At 32.6% G+C, this 2,518-nt stretch carries 1 protein-coding gene; it reads left to right on the top strand.

Annotated elements, in window-relative coordinates:
• The coding region (locus tag F6K13_RS28050) for a M48 family metalloprotease (RefSeq protein WP_287289135.1) at nucleotides 1–1,915 on the top strand (1,915 nt) is incomplete at its 5' end.
• Nucleotides 1,916–2,518: the final 603 nt, after the last annotated feature.

Here is a 2,518-nt window from a genome sequence, read left to right as displayed (position 1 = left end):
AACAAATATTCCTACAGATACAGGCGATCGCTCACCAAAAATAATATGGCGTGAAGCTGGAAGAGCAAAAGGAGGTCGTCAACTTAAATCTCCTAACTTAACTCTTTTCTGGCTAGAAAAAATAGTTGTGGGTGCTAGTCTATATTGGCTAAGTCTGACTATATTAAAATTGACTTTAGATATTACTAATGATTTCCTAGTTTGGCTGCCTTATTTCCAACCGATTCAAATTTTTTACCGAGACCCAACTCGAAATTTTATAATTTTTCTGACAGTATTATTTATCTTCTCTCCCTGGTTAATTGATGGGTTATTAACCCTTGGTTATGGTCTCCAAAATTTACCAACAACAACTCTAATTAATTACAGTAAAGAAGCCAATAAACTACTCCGTAGCTTTTGTCAAAAACGAAAAATACAAAAAATTAAATTAAAGATTTTACCAATAGATGTTCCTATAGCATTCAGTTATGGATGGTTGCCTCGTTTTTTCAGAATAGTTGTTAGTCAGGGATTGTTAGATAAATTAGCAGAAGATGAAATTGCCACTATTTATGCCAGGGAAATTAGTCATGTTAAAAATGGAGATTTTTTGTTAATGTCTATAGCTACTTTGATGCTTCAAATTCCTTACACTATTTATTGGCAATTAACTTTTTGGGCAGATTGGGTATTAGATTTTGTTGAGCGCGGATTACCTGATTTTTTACCAGAATTCATCAAATCTTGTTTACCTATTTTAGTATCCGGTTTTAGAGTATTAGCTGCAATAATTTCTACTCCTAGTTATGGCTTATATTGGTTGCTAAAATTGCCGATTTTATGGTTATCTCGTCGAAGAGTCTATTATAGCGATCGCCTAGCTTGTAACTTAACAGGAAATCCTAATGGTCTGACACGAGCTATTCTTAAAATTACAATTGGAATGGCTAATGATATACAAAATCAAGGCAAAATTAGAAATTTATTAGAAAGTTTTGAACTATTAATGCCAGTAGGAATAAGTCAAGCTATTACTGTTGGTAGCATTTGTTCCCATAATAATTTTGAATCAATTTTTAACTGGGATATTGTCAACCCATATCGTCATTGGTTGGCAATTAATGATAGCCATCCTTTGCTTGGCGAGCGGTTAAAAATATTATCTTTATCTGCTAATTTTTGGCAGCTAGAGACTGAGCTGAATTTAGAAAATATTAATGCTAATGCCATTGAAAAAAATCAGTTAAGTAGGAATCAACAAGAGAAATATTTAACTACACCAAGTTTTAATTTACAGAAACTTTTACTTCAGGGAGCGCCTTTTTTCGGAATGTTAATAGGTCTACTTTTTACTGGCTTATTTTGGTTAATAGGTGGAATTTCTTCTGCTGTTGGTCTTTGGAGACTTGATTGGTTATGGGGAGATATTTCGATTTTAGTTGGCTCTTTAGCCATAGGTTTTAGTATTGGTATTTTGATTAGGATTAATCACTTTTTTCCCGATATTAAACCAGCTAAAATCCTGCAAAATCCTAATTTGCTAGAATTGCTAACCGATCCAGAAACTTTGCCATTAGATAGTCAACCAATTCAGCTCAAAGGCCAACTTCTCGGTAAGAGTGGTATAAGTAATTTGTTGGGACAAAATTTGATTCTACAAACAACAGAAGGACTGATAAAGTTACATTATTCTTCTCAATTAGGTCCTGTTGGTAACTTATGGCCTACGATCACGAATCATGGAGATCTTGTTGGTAAGTCTATAACTGTTACTGGTTGGTGGAGGCGAGGGGCTATTCCTTGGATAGATATCCATAACTTAAAAGGCGATTCTGGTAAATATCTTAATAATGGCCATCCAGTCTGGTCAACTATTGTAGCTTGTATTTTTTCTATATGGGGAGTTTATATGATATATATAGGCAGATTTTAATTATCAGATTATGTAAAGAAAGGTTGCACTATTCAACAAACAATGTTAAATTTAGCTATAAATTTAAATTTGCTTAACTAAAGTAACTTCAGGATGTAGGCTTGTATTAGTTTGTATAGATATTACGTCTATTGAAATGTATAAACTTATCCTATTTAATAGTAAGTATAGTTTTAGTAGTATATATATAATGGTTTAGTTAATCAGCAGCAAAGTTCTAAAATTCATTGTCGGCTAAAATTCTTGCATGGTAAGTGTCAATCTCCCAACATAGTAATTTCTGCCAGCTAGTTATTACGGCTGCTTTTTTTTTAATTAAGAACCTTCGCGATCTTATAAGTGGACATTGCTTAATAGTTTAGCTATTAGATTTTTCTTGACTTTCGCATACTTGCGGTATTATGTGTGATTATTCTAATTTAACTTGCCTTTTCCTTAGCTTGAGTTCTATCCTTATAATTGCCATGACAATATAACGTCATTTTTTCTCTAGCTTTTTAGCATTAGCGCTAGTGAATCTTATCTTGAACAGACAACTCCTATATAAAATATGTCAAGTATGTTTTTCTTGATTGTCACGATCAATAAATCTTGATGTATCTT

The sequence above is a fragment of the Okeania sp. SIO2B9 genome (assembly GCF_010672505.1).
GTDB classification, from domain to species: domain Bacteria; phylum Cyanobacteriota; class Cyanobacteriia; order Cyanobacteriales; family Microcoleaceae; genus Okeania; species Okeania hirsuta.
The sequence above is the reverse complement of the archived record's forward strand: the minus strand, read 5'-3'. Positions and strand labels throughout refer to the sequence as shown.